The organism is Pseudomonas sp. TH08, assembly GCF_016651275.1.
Lineage (GTDB): Bacteria > Pseudomonadota > Gammaproteobacteria > Pseudomonadales > Pseudomonadaceae > Aquipseudomonas.
In genome coordinates this window covers 1,279,665-1,301,902 of the sequence record NZ_JAEKEE010000001.1, presented here as the reverse complement: position 1 = coordinate 1,301,902, position 22,238 = coordinate 1,279,665, and the positions used below count along the sequence as shown (strand labels likewise).

20 protein-coding genes are annotated in these 22,238 nt (G+C 60.8%); 7 read left to right on the top strand and 13 right to left on the bottom strand.

Features of this window, described 5'->3' with window-relative positions; genetic code table 11:
- Positions 1–177: 177 nt before the first annotated feature.
- Positions 178–1,407 carry a spore maturation protein gene (locus tag JFT91_RS06135; RefSeq protein ID WP_201229570.1) on the top strand — a complete coding sequence of 410 codons (1,230 nt, stop codon included), beginning with the start codon at positions 178–180 and terminating at the stop codon, positions 1,405–1,407.
- A gap of 116 nt (positions 1,408–1,523) precedes the next feature.
- Here JFT91_RS06135 and JFT91_RS06130 read toward each other — a convergent pair whose 3' ends face one another.
- From JFT91_RS06130 to JFT91_RS06090, 9 genes are all read right to left on the bottom strand, one after another.
- The gene (locus tag JFT91_RS06130) at positions 1,524–2,147 is read right to left on the bottom strand and encodes an ABC-type transport auxiliary lipoprotein family protein (RefSeq protein WP_201231836.1); all 624 of its coding nucleotides are present in this window, start codon (positions 2,145–2,147) and stop codon (positions 1,524–1,526) included.
- Complete coding sequence (locus tag JFT91_RS06125) at positions 2,144–3,082, bottom strand: MlaD family protein (protein WP_201229566.1); 939 nt, start codon at positions 3,080–3,082, stop codon at positions 2,144–2,146. The genes JFT91_RS06130 and JFT91_RS06125 overlap by 4 nt, the downstream gene beginning before the upstream one ends.
- A gap of 1 nt (position 3,083) precedes the next feature.
- Entirely contained in the window at positions 3,084–3,887 is an 804-nt protein-coding gene (locus JFT91_RS06120) for an ATP-binding cassette domain-containing protein (RefSeq protein WP_201231835.1), read from the bottom strand.
- Positions 3,884–5,032, bottom strand: a complete 1,149-nt coding sequence (locus tag JFT91_RS06115; RefSeq protein ID WP_201229562.1) for an ABC transporter permease — start codon at positions 5,030–5,032, stop codon at positions 3,884–3,886. The genes JFT91_RS06120 and JFT91_RS06115 overlap by 4 nt, the downstream gene beginning before the upstream one ends.
- A gap of 55 nt (positions 5,033–5,087) precedes the next feature.
- Positions 5,088–6,116, bottom strand: a complete 1,029-nt coding sequence (locus JFT91_RS06110) for a DUF5924 family protein (protein WP_201229560.1) — start codon at positions 6,114–6,116, stop codon at positions 5,088–5,090.
- 256 nt (positions 6,117–6,372) lie between these two features.
- Positions 6,373–7,752 carry a M16 family metallopeptidase gene (locus tag JFT91_RS06105; RefSeq protein ID WP_201231834.1) on the bottom strand — a complete coding sequence of 460 codons (1,380 nt, stop codon included), beginning with the start codon at positions 7,750–7,752 and terminating at the stop codon, positions 6,373–6,375.
- Positions 7,753–7,917: 165 nt separating this feature from the next.
- A complete protein-coding gene (locus tag JFT91_RS06100) occupies positions 7,918–9,576 on the bottom strand; it encodes a Na/Pi cotransporter family protein (protein WP_201231833.1) in 1,659 nt (552 codons plus the stop codon).
- Positions 9,577–9,963: 387 nt separating this feature from the next.
- A complete protein-coding gene (locus tag JFT91_RS06095) occupies positions 9,964–10,731 on the bottom strand; it encodes a TerC family protein (protein ID WP_008084323.1) in 768 nt (255 codons plus the stop codon).
- 70 nt (positions 10,732–10,801) lie between these two features.
- Positions 10,802–12,109: a CitMHS family transporter gene (locus JFT91_RS06090; RefSeq protein WP_201229551.1), complete on the bottom strand. Its 1,308-nt coding sequence runs from the start codon at positions 12,107–12,109 to the stop codon at positions 10,802–10,804.
- 321 nt (positions 12,110–12,430) lie between these two features.
- Between JFT91_RS06090 and JFT91_RS06085 the strand changes: the two genes are divergently transcribed.
- Complete coding sequence (locus tag JFT91_RS06085) at positions 12,431–12,832, top strand: GFA family protein (protein WP_201231832.1); 402 nt, start codon at positions 12,431–12,433, stop codon at positions 12,830–12,832.
- Here the strand turns inward: JFT91_RS06085 and JFT91_RS06080 are convergent, their stop codons facing one another.
- Positions 12,833–13,159 carry a DOPA 4,5-dioxygenase family protein gene (locus JFT91_RS06080; protein WP_201231831.1) on the bottom strand — a complete coding sequence of 109 codons (327 nt, stop codon included), beginning with the start codon at positions 13,157–13,159 and terminating at the stop codon, positions 12,833–12,835. It abuts the gene before it with no gap.
- Between the two features lie 82 nt (positions 13,160–13,241).
- On the opposite strand from JFT91_RS06080, the gene JFT91_RS06075 reads away from it, so the two are divergent.
- Entirely contained in the window at positions 13,242–13,907 is a 666-nt protein-coding gene (locus JFT91_RS06075; protein ID WP_201231830.1) for an NAD(P)-dependent oxidoreductase, read from the top strand.
- A gap of 27 nt (positions 13,908–13,934) precedes the next feature.
- Here the strand turns inward: JFT91_RS06075 and JFT91_RS06070 are convergent, their stop codons facing one another.
- Positions 13,935–14,885 (bottom strand): choline sulfate utilization transcriptional regulator, encoded by a 951-nt coding sequence (locus JFT91_RS06070; protein WP_201231829.1) that lies wholly within the window; start codon positions 14,883–14,885, stop codon positions 13,935–13,937.
- Positions 14,886–14,999: 114 nt separating this feature from the next.
- On the opposite strand from JFT91_RS06070, the gene betC reads away from it, so the two are divergent.
- The 3 genes from betC (at position 15,000) to JFT91_RS06055 (ending at position 19,231) form a co-directional block, all read left to right on the top strand.
- A complete protein-coding gene (betC, locus tag JFT91_RS06065) occupies positions 15,000–16,514 on the top strand; it encodes a choline-sulfatase (RefSeq protein WP_201231828.1) in 1,515 nt (504 codons plus the stop codon).
- 16 nt (positions 16,515–16,530) lie between these two features.
- Positions 16,531–17,451, top strand: coding sequence for a choline ABC transporter substrate-binding protein (choX, locus tag JFT91_RS06060; protein ID WP_201231827.1), 921 nt, complete (start codon positions 16,531–16,533; stop codon positions 17,449–17,451).
- Positions 17,452–17,662: 211 nt separating this feature from the next.
- Positions 17,663–19,231, top strand: coding sequence for a SulP family inorganic anion transporter (locus tag JFT91_RS06055; protein WP_201231826.1), 1,569 nt, complete (start codon positions 17,663–17,665; stop codon positions 19,229–19,231).
- A gap of 115 nt (positions 19,232–19,346) precedes the next feature.
- Here JFT91_RS06055 and aroE read toward each other — a convergent pair whose 3' ends face one another.
- Together aroE and hemF are read right to left on the bottom strand one after the other, a co-directional pair.
- Positions 19,347–20,168 (bottom strand): shikimate dehydrogenase, encoded by an 822-nt coding sequence (aroE, locus tag JFT91_RS06050; RefSeq protein ID WP_201231825.1) that lies wholly within the window; start codon positions 20,166–20,168, stop codon positions 19,347–19,349.
- 9 nt (positions 20,169–20,177) lie between these two features.
- The gene (hemF, locus tag JFT91_RS06045) at positions 20,178–21,092 is read right to left on the bottom strand and encodes an oxygen-dependent coproporphyrinogen oxidase (protein ID WP_201231824.1); all 915 of its coding nucleotides are present in this window, start codon (positions 21,090–21,092) and stop codon (positions 20,178–20,180) included.
- A gap of 162 nt (positions 21,093–21,254) precedes the next feature.
- On the opposite strand from hemF, the gene JFT91_RS06040 reads away from it, so the two are divergent.
- The gene (locus tag JFT91_RS06040; protein ID WP_201231823.1) at positions 21,255–22,232 is read left to right on the top strand and encodes an NADPH:quinone reductase; all 978 of its coding nucleotides are present in this window, start codon (positions 21,255–21,257) and stop codon (positions 22,230–22,232) included.
- Positions 22,233–22,238 lie beyond the last annotated feature (6 nt).

Sequence of the window (22,238 nt, the reverse complement as noted above, 5' to 3'; positions counted from 1 at the left end):
GGCGGTATGTCATTGAGCATTGATGTGACTGGCAGGACGCTTTCGCGAGCAGGCTCGCTCCCACAGTGGGTTGAGTCAGACCGCAAGTGATGCACAGACAAACCCCGGAGAAATCCGGGGTTTGTCGTTTCTGGCCACCCCGCTATCATTCGCCGCATTCTTCGGGGGATTTGACTGATGCTTAATGGCCTGTGGCTTGGCTTCTTCATCGTGGCAGCCGTGTCGGCGCTGGCGCAGTGGCTGATCGGCGGCAACGCCGGGATTTTTGCGGCGATGGTGGAAAGCATATTCGCCATGGCCAAGCTCTCGGTCGAAGTCATGGTGCTGTTGTTCGGCACCCTCACCCTGTGGCTGGGCTTTCTGCGCATTGCCGAGAAAGCCGGGATCGTCGAATGGCTGGCCAAGGTTCTCGGGCCGCTGTTCCTGCGGCTGATGCCTGAGGTGCCGCCCGGTCACCCGGCCCTCGGCCTGATCACCCTGAACTTTGCCGCCAACGGTCTGGGCCTGGACAACGCCGCCACGCCAATCGGCCTGAAAGCCATGAAGGCGCTGCAAGAACTCAATCCCAGCGCCACCGTCGCCAGCAACGCACAAATCCTCTTTCTGGTGCTCAACGCCTCCTCGCTGACCCTGCTGCCGGTGACGATCTTCATGTACCGCGCTCAGCAAGGCGCGCCGGACCCGACACTGGTGTTCCTGCCGATTCTGCTGGCGACCAGTTGCTCGACCATCGTCGGCTTCCTTTCGGTGGCGTTCATGCAGCGCCTGCGGATCTGGGATCCGGTGGTGCTGGCGTATCTGATTCCCGGCGCCCTCGTCCTCGGTGGTTTCATGGCGCTGCTGGCGACGATGTCGGCCACGGCGCTGGCGGGACTTTCGTCGATCCTCGGCAACCTCACGCTGTTCGGGCTGATCATGCTGTTTCTGCTGATCGGTGCCTTACGCAAAGTGAAGGTCTACGAAGCATTCGTCGAGGGCGCGAAGGAAGGCTTCGACGTCGCCAAGAACCTGCTGCCCTATCTGGTCGCGATGCTGTGTGCGGTCGGCGTGCTGCGTGCATCAGGCGCACTGGACTTCGGCCTTGAAGGCATTCGCCATCTGGTCGAGTGGGCCGGTTGGGACACGCGGTTCGTCGATGCGTTGCCGACGGCGATGGTCAAACCGTTCTCCGGCAGCGCCGCGCGGGCGATGCTGATTGAAACCATGAAGACCTCGGGCGTCGACAGCTTCCCGGCACTGGTCGCGGCGACGGTGCAGGGCAGTACCGAGACGACGTTCTATGTGTTGGCGGTGTACTTCGGCGCGGTGGGCATTCAGCGGGCGCGGCATGCCGTGGGTTGTGCGCTGCTGGCGGAGTTTGCCGGTGTCGTCGGCGCTATCGCCGTCTGCTACTGGTTCTTCGGCTAAACAAATATCCAATGTGGGAGCGAGCCTGCTCGCGATAGCGGTCTATCAGTCACTATCATCGGCGACTGTCACTCAGCTATCGCAAGCAGGCTCACTCCTACAGGGATTGTGGTGAATCAGGGGTTCTGCGGGGCGAGTTTCTGGCCTTGGTCGACGGCCCAGGCCACGACCTTCGCGGTCAGGCGATCACTGGCCTGGCCAAACCCGGCGACTACCGCAGGCACCTGCACATCATTCAGCGGCTGGCGCTCTTCAAAGCGCCGGCTGGCGAGAATCCGCTGGTCATAACCGCGCACCAACAGCGCATCGACCCGCACCACAACGCTGGCCTGCGTGCCCTGATATTCAGTCTGAAACGCCTGCAAGCTGCCGCCCAGTTCCAGATCCGCGGCAAAGTTGCTGTCGTCGGTGCTCAGCAACGTCACCCGACCATCACGCGCAAACCCGTCCAGCAAGCGATTGCGCACCAGCACCGGCGCCGGATCGCTCCAGCGCGAAGCCTTGTAGCTGCTGATCACGTCGCCCTGTGGAATCACGGCGATGTTCGGCCGGTTCAGCGCTTCGCTGGCCTGCAATTTGTTCAAGCGCAGCGACCAATGCTGAGTCGACGCCGAACTGGCCGAGGCGGGCGCCTGGGCGGCCGGCAAGCGATAGACGTCCGATGGCTCAGACTTCGGCAGGATCGAGCACGAACCCAGCAACGTGATACCAGCGAGGAGGGCGAGGTGAGTCAGCTTCATGGTGTGAACTCCTTGTTCTTGTCACTGCCCAGCAGGTAACCGCTGGGGTTGGCCTCCAGACGTTGAGAAATGGCGCGCAGCGAAGTCAGGGTTTCGCGCAGTTCGCGAATCGCCGGGGCCAGGCCATTGAGGCCCTGCATGCCGTTGTCGAGGGAGTTCTGGTTCTTGCTCAGCAAGGCATTGATCGTGGCGCTGCTCTGTTCCAGCGATTTCATTGCCTGCTCGGCACTGCCCAGCGCCTGTTTGCCCTGATCGTTGAGCAGGCCGTTGGCGTTGCGCATCAGCGCCGAAGTCTGTTCGAGCATGCTCCCGGCCTGTTTGCCAACTGCCGCCAGTTGCTGCATGGCCTGACGCAGATCGCCGCGCTGATCATTGATCGAGCCGGTGGTCTGCTCCAGATGCGCCAGAGTCTTGCTCACGCGCTCGACGTTCTCGGCGGAGAACATCTGATTGGCGTTGCCCAGCAAAGAACTGATGCCGCTCATCAAATCATTGCTGTCATTGAGCAGCCGTGAAATAGGTGAGGGCGCAGCGACGATGATCGGCAGATTGCCATCGTGCCCCTTGAGTTGCGGGCTGTCTGGCGTGCCACCGCTAAGCTGGATGATCGAGGTGCCGGTGATCCCGGCCAGCGCCAGTTTGGCCTGGGTGTCTTCCTTGACCGGCGTATCACCGGCCAGACGAATCCGCGCCAGCACCCGCCGAGGGTCTTTCGGATCGAGACGCAGGGTGACCACGTCGCCGACCTTGATCCCGCTGTACTGCACCGGGCTGCCCTTGGACAAACCACTGACCGCTTCGCTGAAGACAATCTCGTAGTCCTTGAACTCGGTGTCGACACTGGACTTGGCCAGAAATAGACCGAAGAGCAAGGCGCCTGCCACCACAATCACCGTGAACAGGCCGATCAACACATGATGCGCTCGGGTTTCCATGTCAGACCTCGTTGAGCAATTTGGCGGCGTCCAGCGCCGAGCGGCCGCGCGGGCCGTGGAAGTATTCGTGAATCCACGCGTCGTCGGTTTCCGAAACGACGTCGATGGGGCCGGCGACCAGCACTTTTTTCTGCGCCAGCACGGCCACACGGTCGGTGAGGGTGTAGAGCGTGTCGAGGTCGTGGGTCACCAGAAACACGCTGAGGCCGAGCGCATCGCGCAGGGTCAGGATCAATTGATCGAACTGCGCCGCGCCAATCGGATCGAGGCCGGCGGTGGGTTCGTCGAGAAACAGGATGTCCGGATCCAGCGCCAGAGCACGGGCCAGTGCGGCACGTTTGATCATGCCGCCGGAGAGCGACGACGGGTATTTATCCGCAGCCGACAGCGGCAACCCGGCCAGCGCCAGCTTCACAGCGGCCAAGTGCTCGGCGTCGTTGCGGCTGAGGCCGGCGTGTTCGATGAGGGGCAGGGCGACGTTCTCGGTCACCGTCAACGACGAGAACAGCGCGCCTTTCTGAAACAACACGCCGAAGCGGCGTTCAACCAGCGAGCGCTCATGCTCGGACAGGCTCGGCAGGTTCTTGCCGAACACTTTGACGATGCCTTCGCTGGGTCGGCGCAGACCGACAATGCTGCGCAACAGCACCGATTTACCGCTGCCGGAGCCGCCGACCACGGCGAGGATTTCGCCCTTGTACAAATCCAGATCGAGGTTTTCGTGCACGCTCTGGCTGCCGAAGCGATTGCACAGGCCACGGACTTCGATCACCGCCTCCGAGGGCGCGCGGGGTAGACGACTCACCAGCCCATCTCCATGAAGAACAGTGCGGCCACCGCGTCGAGCACGATCACCACGAAAATCGACTGCACCACGGCAGAAGTCGTGTGCGCGCCGACCGATTCGGCACTGCCGCTGACCTTGAAACCTTCCAGACAACCAATCGCGGCGATGATGAAGGCGAAGATCGGCGCTTTCACCAATCCGACCAGAAAATGCTGAACACCGATGTCGCTTTGCAGCAGCGACAGGAACATCGCCGGCGAAATCCCCAGCGACACCGCGCAGACCACGCCGCCACCGATGATCCCGCAGAGCATCGCCAGGAATGTCAGCATCGGCAACGCCACCAGCATCGCCAGCACGCGCGGCACCACCAGCAGCTCCATCGGGTCGAGGCCAAGGGTGCGAATGGCGTCGATTTCTTCGTTAGCCTTCATCGAGCCGATCTGCGCGGTGAAGGCACTGGCGGTGCGTCCGGCCATGAGGATCGCCGTCAACAGCACGCCGAATTCGCGCAGGAACGAGAAGCCCACCAGGTCCACGGTAAAAATCGTCGCGCCGAAACTGGCCAGCACCGTCGCGCCGAGAAACGCCACCACCGCGCCCACCAGAAAAGTCAGCAACGCCACGATCGGCGCGGCGTCGAGGCCAGTCTGTTCGATGTGCGCGATCATCGGGGTGATGCGCCAGCGCTTGGGCCGGAACAGGCTGCGAGCGATGGTTTCCAGAATCAGGCCGACGAAACCGAGCAATTGCAGGGTGTCTTGCCAAACCGTGTCGACGGCGCGGCCGATGCGCGTGAGCAACTGCACGCTGACGCTGATTTCCGGCTCCTTGATCGGCACGCAAAAGTCGCTCATCGAGCAGTACACGGTGTGCAGCAGCGCGCGGTCGGCGGAGGTCAGAGTGCAGTCGGGGTGTTCGGCGGATTGGCCGAGGCGCTCGGAACCGAGCAGTTCGACCAGCAACGAGGCGCCGGCGGTGTCGAGGGCGCCGAGGCCATTGAGGTCGACAATGGTGCTGGCGTCGTATTGGCCATAAAGCTTTTCGCTCAGTTGCTTGAGGTCGGCGTAATGGGCAAGCGTCCAGTCCCCCGTGACCCGCAGGCGGGCAGGGCTGGTCGATGTGTCCAGTTGGGCACTGCCCGTCATCGAGCTGCTGGTCATAAGCTCCGTGCTTGTTCGGCTAAATACGCTGGCATACGTAATAGCACGAACCGGATTACTTTTCTTTGATCGCTGTGCTGTCGGTGACTTCAAAACGCAGCACACCGATCACCTGACCGTCCTCGGTCAATACCCGTACCTGCCATTTGCCCGCCGGGTTGCCGGGGAAGTTCTGTTTGTGCGTCCACGCCCGGTAGCCTTCCTTGCGCCCGCCGTGGATGTCGAGCGCGATACGGTCGACCTCTTTGCCGTTGAACTGCCAGACGTGATAAATCCGCTCATCGAGCCCGCGCGGCGCGTTGATCGCGGTATAGGCGTAGAGCCCGCCGTTGCGGATCTGCTCGGCGCTGACCGTGTCGAGGCTGGCGCCGGGGGTGCGATCCTGCAACTCGGTGCTGATCGCCACGTCGGTCATCCACAGCGTCGCCGGCGGCACCCACGAGCGCAGCGTCCAGCCGACCGCACCGATGCCGACCGTGATGCAGAGAATCGCCAACGCGTTGCGCACCGTGCGGATCGGGAAGATCGACGCCAGGCTCGGAAACGACAACAGCACGGCAATGCCCAGCGCCCATTTGAAACTCTGCGCCGTGGTCAGGTGCATGATCACCGGCAGCGCAGTGAGCAGGGCGGCGAACAGGGTCAGGGTGTGCAACGCGAGAAACGCCCAGCGCCGTGGCGCCAGCCATTTGTAGTAGAGCGGATCGACGATGGATATCAGTGCGGCGACGCCGAGCAGGCCGGTGAAAATGAGCTGGCCGCTGTTCCACGTCGTGGTGATGAAGAAGAACGGCAGGACGAAAAACAGGCTTTCCTGGTGGATCATCTGCGTCGCGTAACGCAGCAGCGGCTGGGGAATCTCGCGTTTGAACACGCGGGTGAACAGGCCGGTGAGGGTGTTTTCCAGCATCAGCCAGATCCAGCTGAGCAGCATGATCACCGTGATCCAGCTCGCCAGCCCCTGCTGACGGTCGACCATGATGAAACTGCCGACGCCGGAGATGAAACCGCCAAGCGCAATGACCCCCGGATAGCGCTTCATCAGTTCGAGGATGCGCTGGATCAGGAGCTGTATTTTCGGCATGTCGGGGTTCACAACGCTGTAGGAAAAATCCCAGAAAGGTTACCGCCGCCCAGCCCCCGTGGCGAGGGGATTTATCCCCGTTCGGCGGCGCAGCCGTCGTAAATCCTGCGAATGTGTTTTGTCTGGATGAATCGAGTTGCAGGGTTTGGGGCTGCTTCGCAGCCCAACGGGGATAAATCCCCTCACCACAAGGACCTCATCATCACAACATGGGTATTCCATGCAGGCGCTGCCGAAGGCTGCGATCTTTTGATCTTCAACCCCGCTTACGGTGCAGGCGCCAGCCGACCAGGATCAGTAACACCAAGCCCAAGCCACCCGCACTCAACCACAACACCTGATCATCACTGATCAACGGCTTCTCGATGCGCAAATACCCCGGCTGCAACAGCAACTCGCGCATGGCCTTGTTCGCCGCTTCCAGCGTCACGCCTTGCAGCTCCCGCGCCGGGTTGGCAAAGCGGCCGTCCTCGTAGTCGCCGAGCGCACTCCAGTAGTAATCGGCCATTGCGCTGTTGCCTTGCACCGCCCAGGCCTGATGGGCGATAGAGGCCTGTTTGATCCGCGCGAAGGTGTCCGGGTCGAGGCCGTTTTTCAGCAGATCAGCCTTGAGGTCTTCCAGCACCTGAATGGCTTCGTCGACATCATCACGATCCAGGTCGGCATTCAGGCTCATGAAGCCAACGCCGCCAAACACTTCACGCTCGGCCCACGGCCCATACGACAAACCGTGGTTCAGGCGAATCTGCCGGTACAGGGCCCAGTCGAGATAGTCCTTGAGAATGTCGAACGTCTCGTCGTACTGATCGTCCAGCACCGGTTCCGGCACCAGCCAGTGCAGCTTGGCGCTATCGCCAATGAAACCGCGGGTGAGGGTGCGTTCGTGGGCAGCGCTGGTGCGAATGTCCGGCAACGGCCGATGCTCGCTCGGCTCGACGGCTTCGAGCGCGCCCCAAGTGCGTTCCAGATAGGCCGGCAGCAATTTGTCGAGTTCACCGACGACAATCAGGGTCATGTTGTTTGGTGCGTACCAGGCCTTGCGCACCTTCTCCAGTTGCGCCTGGGTCAGATGGCCAACCTCGGCGCGTTGCGGGCATTTCAGGCCCAGCTCGACGGCGAGTTGATTGCTCGCCGTGTGGCCGAGATCCTGACGGTCGAGAAAGCGTTGCAGGCGCGTGTAATGGCCGCCGTCTTCGCGCTCGACCACGCGCTTGGCGGCGTTGATCGCGTTGTCGTCGATGCGTGTCTGGGTCAACAGATCAAGCAGCAGATCCAGCACTTTGCGCTGGTTTTTCGCCGGGGCCTCGATGACGAACGTGGTGTCGGCATTGCTGGTGAACGCGTTCCAGTCGCCGCCGAGGGCCTGCATGCGTTCTTCCAGACCTCCTTCGCCCGTCGCGTCGATGCCGCTGAACAGCAAGTGTTCGAGCAGATGCGGCAGCTCTTTTTCATCGCAATCGAAATCGTCCAGGCCAACGCCGACCACCAACCGGATCGCCACATGCCCGCGCTCAGTGCCGGGTTTGAGCAGCAACTGCAAACCGTTGGGCAATGCATAGCCTTCGACCTGAAAACGATCCAGGGCAAGGGCGGGCAGGGAACCGAGCAACAGACAGGCGAACAACAGGCAACGCATAACAGGCTTCCATACGGCTGATTTGGAGATCCGTGTCGCTATTCAGACCGCCATTCGCGAGCAGGCTCGCTCCCACAGGGACATGCATTCAAATGTGGGAGCGAGCCTGCTCGCGAAGGTCTTAAGCCTGAATCAATGTTACTGACTGACCACAGCCCCAGACGTTCAAGGCGAATGCGTGATGTCGGCAATATCATCCGCCGCCAATGCCCCGGTGTCCGCCGTTTCCAGCACCACATAAGCACTGCTGCAAAACAGCGAATTAAGCCGCTTCATGTCGGCAATCAGCTCAAGGTGCAGCGAACTGGTCTCGATACTCTGCACGATCTTGCGTTGCAAACGGCTGACATGCGCGTGCGCCAAACGGCGTTCCTGCGCGCGAAAACGGCGTTTTTCGCGCAGCAACTGCCGAGCGCTTTCCGGGTCGCCGCTGAGGAACACCGACAACCCCAGACGCAGGTTGGCGATCAATTGCTGGTGCAGCCCGGCAAGGTCTTCCAGACCTTCTTCGGAAAACGAGCGACGCTGCGAAGTTTTCTGCTGCTGGATCTTGCGCAACATGCGTTCGATCAGATCGCTGGCCAGTTTCAGGTTGATCGCCAGCTCGATGATTTCCGCCCAGCGCCGACTGTCCTGTTCGCCGAGATCTTCGCGGGGCATTTGCGCCAGATACAGCTTGATCGCGCTGTACAGCGCTTCGACGTCGTCGGTCAGCCGGCGCATTTCCTGAGTAATGGCGGTCTGCTTGCCGCGCAACACATCGAGGGTGGCGTCGAGCATGTTGTCGAGCAGGTCGCCCATGCGCAGGGTTTCCCGCGCGGCGTTGGCCAACGCCAGGCTTGGCGTGACCAGCGCGGTGGCGTCGAGATGGCGTGGTTTGGCGGTGCCGTTGACCTCCGGGCGCTCCGGCAACAGCCAGGCACAGAGTCGCGCCATCGGCCCTACCGAAGGCAGCAGAATCAGACAGCGCGCGGTGTTGTAGAGCAGATGGAAGCCGATGACCATTTCCTGCGGGCTGAAATCGAGGCTGTCGATCCAGTGCACCAGCGGGTCGAGCACCGGGATGATCAGCAGCAGGCCGATCAGTTTGTACAACAGACTGCCCAGCGCCACTTGCCGGCCAGCGGCGTTCTGCATGCTGGTGCTCATGAACGCCAGCACGCCGCTGCCGATGTTGGCACCAATCACCAGGCCAATCGCCACTGGCAGGCTGATCACCGCCGCGCCGGCCAGCGTCGCGGTGAGCAGCACGGCGGCGAGGCTGGAGTAGGAAATCATCGCGAACAGCGCGCCGACCAAGGCGTCGAGGAGGATGTCGCCGGTCAGCGAGGCGAAAATCACCTTCACCCCTTGAGCGTGGGTGATCGGCGCCGCCGCTTCGACAATCAGTTGCAGCGCCAGAATGATCAGCCCGAGCCCGATGGACACCCGGCCCATCTGCCCGAGCCGCGTCTGTTTGCGCGACAGAAAGAAAATCACCCCGAGGAAAATCAACAGCGGCGACAGCCACGACAGGTCGAACGTCAGCACCCGCGCCATCAGCGCGGTACCGACGTCGGCGCCGAGCATGGTTGCCAGCGCCGGGGTCAGCGCCATCAGGCCCTGGCCGACGAAGGAAGTGACGAGCATGGCGGTGGCGTTGCTGCTCTGCACCATGGCTGTGACAAGGATGCCGGCGACGAACGCGAGCCAGCGCTTGGACATGTTCTGGCCAATCACATGGCGCAGGTTAGTGCCGTACACCCGCAGGATGCCGGTTCGGACGATGTGCGTGCCCCAGATCAGCAGGGCGACGGCGGAAAGCAGATTGAGCAGGGTGAGCATGCAGACCCCCTGTAATAGCAGCGCCCCAGAGGGGCAAGTTGACGGTACCGCGCGGTTTCTACGTTCTGATACTTAAGCTGTAGTTGGCTAACGGTCTGGGCGCCAGCATTGCACAGCTAAAGAGTCGATTGAAACAAAACTGTCATGAAAAGCGCTTCATGCCCCTCTGAATCACAGCCCCGCTTTCGAATGTGCCAATGATCCTGTGGCGAGGGGATTTATCCCCGATGGGTCGCGCAGCGGCCCCGTAGTTGAAGCTAGAAGCAGGGGACTGCTGCGCAATCCATCGGGGATAAATCCCCTCGCCACAGGTTTTCGCTGGTACAAAAAACCTGTGGGAGACTGGCAAGCCAACTCCCACAGGTTTTGTATTTGCGGCTATCCCGATTACTGGCCCGGAATGTCCTTGCGCAGTTTTACCGGATCCTGCTGCTTTTTCTTCTTGGCCATCGCGCCGCGCAGCTTGATGTTGATCGCTTCCACGGCCAGCGAGAACGCCATCGCGAAGTAGACGTAGCCCTTCGGCACGTGCACGTCGAACGACTCGGCAATCAGCACGGTACCCACCACCAGCAGGAACGACAGCGCGAGCATCTTCAGCGACGGGTGCTTGTCGATGAATTCGCTGATCTTGCCCGAGGCCAGCATCATCACCAGCACTGCGACGATAATCGCCGCGACCATCACCGGCACGTGGGAAACCATACCCACGGCAGTGATCACCGAGTCCAGCGAGAAAACGATGTCGATGATCGCGATCTGGATGATGGTGTAGAGGAAGTTGCCGCCCTTGCCGCCTGGCGAGTCGTCGCTTTCGTCTTCGCCTTCCAGTGCGTGGTACATCTCCTGCGAGCTCTTCCACAGCAGGAACAGACCACCGAAGAACAGAATCAGGTCACGGCCGGAAATGCCTTGGCCAAACACTTCGAACAGATCGGCGGTGAGGCGCATGACCCAGGTGATCGACAGCAGCAACATGATCCGGGTGATCATGGCCAGGCCAAGACCGAAGATCCGGGTGCGCTGCTGCATGTGTTTGGGCATGCGGCTGACCAGGATCGAAATCATGATGATGTTATCGATGCCGAGGACGATTTCCAGGGCAGTCAGGGTGAAGAAGGCAACCCAGATTTCAGGGTTGGTCAGCCATTCCATGTGTATTCCTTTAAGCGTTTGTTAAACCAGGACGCCAGCAAGCCGCTGGCGTTTTGGTCGGTTGATGCCGTTACAAAGTGCTGAACAGCGGGAAAGTCCCCAACAGCAAGGCAGCCACCAATATGCAAAGGCAGACCAGGACTGCCCATTTCAGGGTAAAGCGTTGATGGTCACCGAACTCGATGCCGGCCAGCGCCACCAGCAGGTAAGTCGATGGAACCAACGGGCTGAGCAAGTGGACGGGCTGACCGACGATCGAGGCACGGGCCATTTCCACCGCGGTGATTCCGTAATGGCTGGCCGCTTCGGAGAGCACCGGCAACACGCCGTAGTAGAACGCGTCGTTCGACATGAAGAACGTGAACGGCATGCTCACCAGCGCCGTGATCACCGCCAGGTACGGGCCAAGGAAATCAGGGATCACTGCCAGCAGACTTTTCGACATGGCGTCGACCATGCCTGTTCCGGAGAGGATACCGGTGAAGATACCGGCGGCGAAAATCAGACTGACCACTGACAGCACGCTGCCGGCGTGGGCCGCGACACGATCCTTCTGCTGTTGCAGGCAAGGGTAGTTGACGATCATCGCAATACTGAACGCCACCATGAACAGCACTGGCAGCGGCAAGAGGCCGCCGATCAGGGTGCACATCAACGCCAGGGTCAGCAGGCCGTTGAACCAGATCAGTTTCGGACGACGCGCATCCGGGAACTGCGACACGCTGATTTCGCTGTGATCGATCTCATCGCCGATCAGGTGCAGCTCACCCAGACGCGCACGCTCACGTTTGCCGTAGAAGTAGGCAATCAGCAGGATCGCCACCACACCGGCAGCCATGGCTGGAATCATCGGCACGAAAATATCCGACGGGTCGACATGCAGCGCACTCGCGGCACGGGCCGTCGGGCCGCCCCACGGGGTCATGTTCATCACGCCACCGGCGAGAATGATCAGGCCGGCCATGATCCGCGGGCTCATGCCGATGCGGCTGTACAGCGGCAGCATGGCGGCCACGCAGATCATATAAGTGGTCGCGCCGTCACCATCAAGGGAAACGACGAGCGCCAGCACGGCGGTACCGACCGAAACTTTCAACGGGTCGCCCTTGACCAGTTTGAGGATTTTGCGCACGGCCGGGTCGAACAGGCCGGAGTCGATCATCAACGCAAAGTACAGAATGGCGAACATCAGCATCACGCCGGTCGGCGCGAGCTTGGTAATGCCTTCGAGCATCATCGGGCCGATCTTCGGCGCAAAACCGCCGAACAGGGCAAACAGGATCGGGATGATGATCAGAGCGATCAGCGCAGACAGGCGCTTGGTCATGATCAGGAACATGAACGTGATGACCATGGCGAAGCCAAGGAAAGTCAGCATGGGAATACTCCAGGCGTAGCGCGACTAGTTGAGTGAGCGGATCGGGGTGAGATCAGCGCAGAACGGGAAGCACGAGACGTACGGGCGGAGTGACAGCGAGGAGGCGGGTTGCAGAGGACATCAGATCACCATTGTTGTTGTTAATTGGGCCGCACGGGCGAGGAATCACACGCATGGCCAACCGGTCTGTTGCCGGAGGTGGGGCGATCCTAATCGGGGAAGCTTTCAGCCAGCTTTCGCTGGAGAAAGCTTTGAATGAACGGTCACCCGATCGTCGGATACGGCTAGAGTCAACAAAAACGGGGGAGGGGAGTGATGCAGATGCACGAATCACACAGCGGCGGCTGCCATTGCCGACATATTCGCTATCAGTTCAGCGGCGCGCTGCATGACATCGCCCACTGTCATTGTTCGATCTGCCGCAAGGTCAGCGGCGGGATTGTCACGACGTGGATCAGCGTGCCAGCAGCGCACTTCCAATGGTTGGCGGGGACGCCGTCGCGCTATCACTCATCGGACAGTTGCACGCGGTTCTTCTGCCCGAACTGCGGCGCGCAATTGGCCCTGGTGACGTTGCTCAGCCCTGAAAGCATCGACGTCACCATCGCCACGCTGGATCACCCGGAGCTGGCGCCGGCCGAGCGGCATATCTGGACGGACAGCCAGTTGCCCTGGCTGCATCTGGACGAAAACCTGCCGGGCGAACCCGAAGAGACGATCTGATCAAAAAATAGACAGATCCAGCGGCCGTATCGCCCCCATCCAGATTGCGTGCTCGGTGTGATCGAGCAAATCATCGCCGGTGTCCGGGTGCAGGAACACCACCAAGCCTTTGCGGTTCAGCGCCAACCACGGCAACACGTCGCTGATCAGCTCAGGGCCGAAGGCCAACTGGCAGCTCCAGTCCGGGTGCGGGCCGACCGGGCGTTCGTGGACGCGGCCCATTTTCAACGGAAACAACTGCGCCGCCTGCTCGCACAATGTCCGCGCTTGCTCAATGGTGCTGACGTCGAAATAGACGTGGGCGTGATAACCCTTGATCGCTTGCATCTGAAAGCCTCTGAATCGGTTCGAACCCTCGGCGTTACCCGTATGTCACACGCCATACAAGGGATAACAAAAGGGATCAGCCATGAAAAATGCCGAAACCCCGGCGGTAAAAGTGGTGCTCTATGGTGCCATGAGTAGCCTGGGCGGTGCGTTGATGGCTGAGTTGCTGCGTCGCCAGCACGAAGTCATCGCCATCCTCGACGACCTCACCGCGCTCGCGCCGCGTCCGGGTCTACGTACGAAAAGCGGTGATCTGTTCGATTCCGAGCGGGTCAATCAAAGTGTGGCAGGCAGTTCGGCGGTCATCTGTTTATTGGATGCGCCGGGGTTGCCGTTCAGTAGCGACCACGTTGAACGCTCAGTGGTGCTCGGGCCGGTGGAGCAGGTACTTGCCGTAGATGCTTTGGTCGACGGCCTGCAAGCGGCGAATGTTTCGCGGCTGTTTTTGGTAGGAGAGTTCTCGGTGCTCGACGAACCGGAACTGGACGATCGCCTGCAACGCCACGCCGCCGAAGAAATCCGCGAAGCCCTGCAAAGCAGCCCGCTGCACTGGACGCTGGTCAACGCGCCGCATGGCGTGGCCGGGCTGACGATTGAGCATTTCAGTCAGGTTGGCGGCAATCTGGAACCGGGATTGGCGGAGCCACTGGAACGGCTCAATCGGGTGGCGGTGGGGATTGCCGATGAACTGCGGCTGAATTTGCACGTGGGTCAGCATGTGAATTTTGTCGCCGCCAACCCCCTGTAGTTGTCGCAGGCTGCGATCTTCTGGTTTTCAGACCGCAATCGAAGGCAGCGCCAGCCCTGCCAACGATTCGGCGCTGCTCGCCTGCTCCTCCATCAACCAATCCACAAACTGCTGAATCAACACCCCACGCCGTTTGCGTTGTGGCAGCACCACGTAATAGCCCAACTGCGACAGCGTCGTTTCAGCAATCGGCCGACACAACAAACCCTGGGTCAGCAAGTTATCCACAAGGTGCCGCCAGCCAATTGCCACGCCTTGGCCGCCGATCGCCGCTTGAATCAACAGCGTGTAATTGTCGAATCGCAACTGCCCCGGGGCCGGCGGCGTGCTGATGCCCAACTCGCGAAACAGACCACTCCAGTCAAACCAGTTGCTGCTGTTTTCACCGCGCAGGTGCAACAGCGGCAATTCCAGCAAGGCCTGAGCACCGAGGGGCGTCGGACGATCCTTGAGCAATTGCGGGCTGCACACCGGGAACACTTCTTCGCTGAACAGCCAATGGCTTTCACCCTGTTTAAAGCGACCATCGCCAAACAGGATGGCGACGTCGATGTCGGTGCGCAGCATGTTGTGGTTGCGTTCGCTGGTGACCAGGCTGACATCGACGTGTGGATTGGCTTCGTGGAAGCGGTGCAGGCGTGGCATCAGCCAATACGCGGCGAAGGCGAAATCGGTGGCGACTTGCAGGACTTCATGTTGCTGCTGTGCGCTGATTGCGCTCAATCCTGCGTCGATGTTCTGTAAACCAAGGCTAACTTGCTCGAACAGAATGACGCCAACTTCAGTCAGCTCAATGCCCCGGTAGATGCGATCAAACAGGCGTGTGCCGAGCTGTTCCTCCAGCCGTTTGATCTGCTGACTGATCGCCGGTTGTGTGGTGCCGAGCTCGACCGCCGCCGCAGTGAAACTGCGCTGCCGGGCCGCGGCCTCGAAAGCACGCAATAGGTCGAGCGACAGCTCACCAAGGGCTTCATACATAAGCTGTGCTTATCCTAGTCATTACCCGTCACGGGCTTTACCCGACATAGCATGGACTCCATGCTCGATCGCAGCAATGTCGCATAAATATTCACTATGGAATGCCGCGATCACATGAAGCGCAAGAATATTCTTTTCATCATGGCCGATCAGATGGCCGCGCCAATGTTGCCGTTCTACGGGCCGTCGCCAATCAAACTGCCGAATCTTTCCCGCCTCGCCGAACAAGGTGTGGTGTTCGACGCCGCTTACTGCAACAGCCCGTTGTGCGCGCCGTCGCGCTTTACCCTGGTCAGCGGCCAGTTGCCGAGCAAGATCGGCGCCTATGACAACGCTGCCGATTTCCCTGCTGATGTGCCGACTTACGCCCACTACTTGCGCCGTCTCGGCTACCGCACGGCGCTGTCGGGCAAGATGCATTTCTGCGGCCCGGATCAACTGCACGGCTATGAGGAACGTTTAACCAGTGATATCTACCCGGCTGACTACGGGTGGGCAGTGAATTGGGATGAGCCGGACGTGCGGCCGACCTGGTATCACAACATGTCTTCGGTGTTGCAGGCCGGACCGTGCGTGCGGACCAACCAACTCGATTTCGACGAAGAGGTGGTGTTCAAGGCGCAGCAATACCTGTTCGACCACATCCGTGAGGACGGCGATCAGCCGTTCTGCCTGACCGTATCGATGACCCACCCACACGACCCGTACACGATTCCCAAAGCGTTTTGGGATTTGTACGACGATGCCGATATCCCTTTGCCTACAACCCCGGATCAACACGAACTCGATCCGCATTCGCAGCGCCTGCTCAAAGTTTATGACCTGTGGGATAAACCGCTGCCTGTGGATAAGATCCGCGACGCGCGCCGGGCGTATTTTGGTGCGTGCAGCTATATCGACGCCAACGTCGGCAAACTTCTGCAAACCCTCGAAGAAACCGGGCTGATCGATGACACCATCATTGTGTTCTCCGGTGACCACGGTGACATGCTCGGCGAGAGAGGCCTCTGGTACAAAATGCACTGGTACGAAATGGCCGCCCGCGTGCCGCTGTTGATCAGTGCGCCGGGCCAATTTGCTGCCGGTCGGGTCAGCGCGGCTGTTTCTACCGCTGACCTGTTGCCGACCTTTGTGGAACTGGCCGGCGGTACCCTGGAGCCGGGCTTGCCACTGGATGGCCGCTCGCTGGTCGCGCATCTGCAAGGGCAGGGCGGACATGACGAAGTGTTCGGCGAATACATGGCCGAAGGCACGAACAGTCCGTTGATGATGATCCGTCGCGGCGCCTACAAATTTATCTACAGTGAAAGCGACCCTTGTCTGCTTTTCGACGTGGCCAACGATCCACGTGAATTGGAAGAACTCAGCCAATCACCGCAACATCGCCAACTGTTCGACGATTTTCTCGCCGAGGCACGCGCCAAATGGGACATCCAGGCCATTCACCGCGAGGTACTCGCCAGCCAGCGCCGTCGCCGTTTTGTCGCCGAAGCGTTAACCATCGGCAAGCTGAAGAGCTGGGATCACCAGCCGCTGGTAGACGCCAGTCAGCAGTACATGCGCAACCACATCGACCTCGATGATCTGGAACGCAAAGCACGTTATCCACAACCCTGCCAAAACCAATAATGTTAAGGGGAAGTCCATGCGTAAGTTATCCACAGTAGTGACGGTAGGCCTGCTCGCGCTAAGCAGCGCCTCGGCATTTGCCGAGCAAAGCTGTGAAACGGTGAAGATGGCGGACCCCGGCTGGAGCGACATCGCCGCGACCAATGCGATCACCGGGTTTCTGCTGGACGGCATGGGCTACAAGGCCAAGGTCGACACCCTCGCGGTGCCGATCACCTTTGGCGGTTTGAAGGACGGCCAGGTGGATGTTTTCCTCGGCAACTGGATGCCGGCGCAGCAGGGTTTCTACGATAAGTTCGTCGCAACCGGTGATGTCACGCAACTGGCGAAGAACCTCGACGGCACCGAGTTCACCCTCGCTGTGCCGGACTACGTGTGGGAGGCGGGTGTGCATAACTTTGCCGACCTGAACAAATACGCCGACAAATTCGAGCGCAAGATCTACGGCATCGGCTCCGGGGCGCCGGCGAATATCTCGCTGCAGGAAATCATCAAGAAGAATGATTTCGACATGGGCCAGTGGAAGCTGATCGAGTCCAGCGAGCAGGCGATGCTCGCCGAGGTATCGCGGGCGGTGAAGAAGCAGAAATTCGTCACCTTCCTCGGCTGGACGCCGCACCCGATGAATGTGCAGTTGAAAATGCATTATCTGAAGGGTGGCGAGAAATACTTCGGTGATACCGGCAGCGTGTTTACCTTGACGCGTAACGGCTATGCCGAGGCGTGTCCGAATGTGGGTAAATTGCTGACCAATCTTTCGTTCACTCAGGAGATGGAGAACAGCATCATGGCCGAGGTGGTGAACAAAAAGGTCAGCAATGCCGACGCTGCGAAGGCGTGGATCAAGGCGAATCCGGCGGTGTTGGATAAATGGCTGGACGGCGTGAAGACGGCTGACGGGAAGGATGCGTTGGCGGCCGTAAAAGCCAAGCTGTAACGATAACCAACAGTTGACCCACTTCCTGTGGTGAGGGGATTTATCCCCGTTGGGCTGCGCAGCGGCCCCAAATCCAGTATTCACGGTGTATCAGGTAAACCGAATGCGATGGTTTTGCGACTGCTGCGCAGCCGAACGGGGATGAATCCCCTCCCCACAATGATTGCTGTGTCCTGATAGGCTTGCCTGAAAACCCCAACCGCGAGGACCCATGGCCTTCCCCAGTCGCCGCTCACTCTTGCCCTTCCTCACCTGGCTCCCGCGGCAAACCCGCGCCAGCGTCGGACGGGACCTGATCGTCGGCCTCAGCGGTGCGATTCTCGCCTTACCCCAGTCGATTGCCTACGCGCTGATCGCCGGCCTGCCACCCGAATACGGCCTCTACGCCGCGATCATCCCGGTGTTGATCGCTTGCCTGTGGGGTTCTTCGTGGCATCTGATCTGCGGGCCGACAGCGGCGATTTCGATCGTGCTCTACGCCAGCGTCAGCCCCTTGGCAGTGCCGGCCTCGCAGGACTACATCACTCTGATTCTGTTGCTGACGTTTCTGGCAGGGATTTTCCAGTGGCTGCTTGGCTTGCTGCGCTTTGGCGCGCTGGTGAACTTCGTTTCGCATTCGGTGGTGCTCGGCTTCACCCTCGGCGCGGCCGTGGTGATCGCCATAGGGCAGTTGCCGAATCTGCTCGGGCTGGAACTGCCAGCGAAAGCCACGGCGCTGGCCAGCCTGATGGATTTGCTGGAACACCTTGGGGCTGTGGATAAACCCTCTTTGCTGCTCGGCATCGCTACCGTGGTGGTCGGCGTGGTGCTGAAACAATTGCTGCCGCGCTGGCCTACGCTGTTGATCACGCTGGTATTGGCCAGCGTGTTGGTGTGGCTGTGGCCGGCGATGTTCGGCCACGTGCATCTGGTCAGCGCTTTTGTCGGCCGCTTGCCGCCCTTCAGCGGGTTGCCGCTGGACCTGGATTTGATCCTGCGCTTGCTGCCCAGCGCCGTGGCGGTGGGCATGCTCGGGCTGGTCACCAGCCTGTCGATTGCCCGCTCGATTGCTGCGCGCTCGCAGCAATTGCTCGATGCCAACCAGGAAGTCCGTGCGCAGGGTTTATCGAATATTGTCGGGGCGTTCTTTTCCGGATCGTTGTCCGCCGGATCATTCACCCGCTCGGGATTAAGTTATGAGGCAGGTGCCTGCTCGCCGCTGGCCGGAATGTTTTCGGCAATCTGGGTCGCGCTGTTCGCGATTTTCGGCGCCGGGCTGATCGCGCACATTCCGATCCCGGCGATGGCGGGCAGCATTCTGCTGATTGCTTGGGGACTGGTCGATCATCGTGGCATCCGCGCATTGCTGCGGGTCAGCCGTGCCGAGTTTGTGGTCATGGCCCTGACGTGTCTCGCCACATTGCTGCTGGAGTTGCAAACGGCGATCTATGCCGGGGTGCTCGCGTCGCTGTTCTTCTACCTCAAGCGCACGTCGCAACCGCGGGTGCAGCATTGGCGTGACGACGAGGACGATGTGCTGCGGGTCGGCGGCTCGATCTTTTTCGGCGCCAGCCATTACCTGCAAGTGCGTCTGCAACGCCTGCACGGCGCGCGCGTGGTGATCGAGGCGCAGCAGATCAACTTCATCGATTATTCGGGGGTTGAGATGCTGCATCAGGAGGCACGGCGCTTGCTGAGCCAGGGTCGCAGTTTGACCCTGCGTGGGGCGCGGCCGCAGGTGGTGGAGGAATTGAGGAAGCTTGAAGGGCCGGAGAAATGTCCGATCCGGTTTGAGGATTGATTCAACAAACACCGCATCCCCCTGTAGGAGTGAGCCTGCTCGCGATAGCGGAGTATCAGTTGAAGCATTTGCATCTGACACTCCGCTATCGCGAGCAGGCTCACTCCTACAAGGGTTATAGCGCTAGTTGGCGACGTAATTCGGCGAGTACCGGCGCCGTATCCGGGCGCACACCGCGCCACAAAAAGAACGCCTCGGCGGCCTGCTCAGCCAACATCCCCAAACCATCCATCGACACCGCTGCACCCTGCTCGCTGGCCCAGCGGCAGAACGCCGTCGGTTCCTTGCTGTACATCATGTCGTAGCACAGGGTTTTGCCCGGCTCGATCAAGCTCGGCGCAATCGGCGGCACATCACCGGTCAGGCTCGCCGATGTGGCGTTGATGATCACGTCCACCGGCTCGCGCAGCCAATCAAAACCGCTGGCCGATACCGGCCCCAGGTCGCAGAACAACTCGGCCAGCAACTCAGCCTTGTCCACGGTGCGATTGGCGATGATCACCGACGCCGGTTTTTCCGCCAGCAACGGTTCCAACGCGCCACGCACTGCGCCTCCGGCACCCAGCAACAAAATGCGTTTGCCGCTCAGGCTGAACCCGGCGTTCACCGTCAGATCACGCACCAGTCCAGCGCCGTCGGTGTTGTCGCCGAGCAGCGAGCCGTCGGCCAGTTTGCTCAAGGTGTTCACCGCGCCGGCACGTTGCGCACGGGCGGTCAGGCTGTTGGCCAGACGGTAGGCGTCTTCCTTGAACGGCACGGTGACGTTGGCGCCGCGACCTTGCTGGAAAAACGCCATGGCGCAACCAGCGAAATCTTCGAGGGGCGCCAGCAAAGTGCTGTAGTCGAGGCTTTGGCCAGTTTGTTCAGCGAACAGTTTGTGAATCATCGGCGATTTGCTGTGGCCGATCGGGTTACCGAAAACGACGTAACGATCCATCAGAAATCCTCAGGCCTCGGCCAGCCAGTCGCGGTCCTGCAGGAAATACTCGGTCAGGCGCGCTTCTTCGCTGCCGGGTTCAGCCTTCCAGTCATAGCCCCAGCGCACTTGCGGCGGCAGCGACATCAGGATCGATTCGGTACGCCCGCCCGATTGCAGGCCGAACAGCGTGCCACGGTCATAAACCAGGTTGAACTCGACGTAACGGCCTCGGCGGAACTCTTGGAACTCGCGTTGCTGCGCGGTGAATGCATCGTGCTTGCGGCGCTGCACGATCGGCAGGTACGCATCGATGTAGGCGTCACCGATGGCGCGCATGAAGGCGAAACTGGTGTCGAAATCCCACTCGTTCAGGTCATCGAAGAACAGCCCGCCGATGCCGCGCGGTTCGTGGCGATGCTTGATGTGAAAGTAGGTGTCGCACCAGGCCTTGTAGCGCGGATACACGTCTGGCCCGAACGGCGCGCAGGCCTGCTCGGCGACGCGGTGCCAGTGGATGCAGTCTTCTTCGTTGCCGTAATACGGAGTCAGGTCAAAGCCGCCGCCGAACCACCAGACCGGCTCTTCACCTTCCTTCTCGGCGATGAAAAAGCGCACGTTGGCGTGGGATGTCGGCACATGCGGGTTGTGTGGGTGAATCACCAGCGACACGCCGAGGGCTTCAAAACCGCGACCGGCGAGCTCCGGGCGATGGGCGCTGGCCGACGGCGGCAGGCCGCTGCCGAACACATGGGAAAAGTTGACGCCGCCCTTTTCGATCAGCGTGCCGTTCTCGATCACGCGGGTGCGACCGCCACCGCCGGCCGGCCGGGCCCAGGCGTCTTCGACGAAGCGCGTGCCGCCGTCCTCGTTTTCGAGTGCGGCGCAGATGCGGTCTTGCAGGTCGAGCAGATAGGCCTTTACGGCGTCGGTGCGGGTCGTCATGGCTTCACCTTGAATCGGGCATCACTACGCGGCGCCCCGCAGGCGGGGGTCGACGCAAATGGGCGCGTAGCATACCACCGCAAACCGGCGCGCCGCAGTTGACGAAGATCAAGCATGGGAGTTGGATAGGGGGCTTACGAAAGACCCAAGGAGAGCAGGCAGATGGCAAAGCGTATCCAGTTCCGCGCCCACGGCGGCCCCGAAGTGCTCGAATATGTTGACTACGAACCCGCCGCACCCGGCCCGAATCAGGTGCGCGTGGCCAACAAGGCCATCGGCCTGAACTTCATCGACACCTATTTCCGCAGCGGCCTGTACGCGCCGCCAGCCTTGCCGTCCGGCCTGGGCGCAGAAGGCGCAGGGGTTGTCGATGCGGTGGGCAGCGACGTCACCCGGTTCAAGGTCGGTGATCGCGTGGCGTACGGCAGTGGCCCGCTGGGCGCCTACAGCGAGTTGCACGTTTTGCCTGAAGCCAACCTGGTGAAGCTGCCGGACGCAATCAGTTTTGAAACCGCCGCCGGGGTGATGCTCAAGGGCCTCACCGTGCAATACCTGCTGCGCCAGACCTATGAACTCAAGGGTGGCGAAACCATTCTGTTCCACGCCGCGGCCGGGGGCGTCGGCTCGCTGGCCTGCCAATGGGCCAAGGCGTTGGGCGTGAAGTTGATCGGTACCGTCAGCTCGAAAGATAAGGCTGATCTGGCCAAAGCCAATGGCGCTTGGGCGACCATCGATTACAGCCACGAAAACGTTGCCGAGCGCGTGCTGGCGCTGACCGATGGCAAGAAAGTCCCGGTGGTCTACGACGGTGTCGGCAAGGACACTTGGCTGACTTCGCTCGACAGCGTGTCGCCGCGAGGCCTGGTCGTCAGCTTCGGTAATGCCTCCGGTGCAGTGGACGGTGTGAATCTGGGCATCCTCTCGGCGAAGGGCTCGCTCTACGTGACTCGTCCGACCCTGGCGACCTACGCCAACAACGCCGAAAACCTGCAGCGCATGGCCGATGAGCTGTTCGAAATGATCATCAGCGGCAAGCTCAAGGTTGATATCAGCCAGCGTTATCCACTGGCTGAAGCAGCAAAGGCGCAGACCGAGTTGTCGGCCCGACGCACCACCGGCTCGACCATTCTGCTGCCGTGACACGAC